A 488-nucleotide genomic window follows, 5' to 3' on the forward strand; every position below is an offset into this window, starting at 1 on the left:
CGTTTAATGGATATAGGTTGTTTTAGAGGTATTCGTCATAGAGCTGGTTTACCATTAAGAGGGCAACGTACCAAAAACAACTCTAGAACTAGAAAAGGTAGAAGAAAAACTGTTGCTAACAAGAAAAAAGCATAATTAATAAGATATTAGTCATTAGTATTTAGACGTTAGATGAATCTGCTTGAAATAGAAATGTTTAGGATTCTAACAACTAAAAGCTAACAGCTAGAAACTAAAAGAATATGGCAAAAACAAGTACAAAAAAACGTAAAGTTATTGTAGAGTCTATAGGCGAAGCTCATATTACAGCTTCTTTCAATAACATTATAATTTCACTTACCAACAAAAAGGGCGATGTAATTTCATGGTCATCAGCTGGTAAAATGGGATTTAGAGGTTCTAAGAAAAACACACCTTATGCTGCTCAATTAGCTGCAGAAGATGCTGCTGGTGTTGCAAAAGAAGCAGGGTTGAAAAAGGTAAAAGTG

2 protein-coding genes are annotated in these 488 nt (G+C 33.6%); both read left to right on the forward strand.

Annotated features, from left to right (window positions below; genetic code table 11):
• On the forward strand, positions 1-135 hold a 135-nt coding region (rpsM, locus tag FUA24_RS23275), incomplete at its 5' end, for a 30S ribosomal protein S13 (RefSeq protein WP_148545722.1).
• Between the two features lie 107 nt (positions 136-242).
• Positions 243-488, forward strand: a 246-nt coding sequence (locus FUA24_RS23280) for a small ribosomal subunit protein uS11 (protein ID WP_148545724.1), incomplete at its 3' end; no start/stop codon positions are given.

The organism is Seonamhaeicola marinus (genome assembly GCF_008085455.1).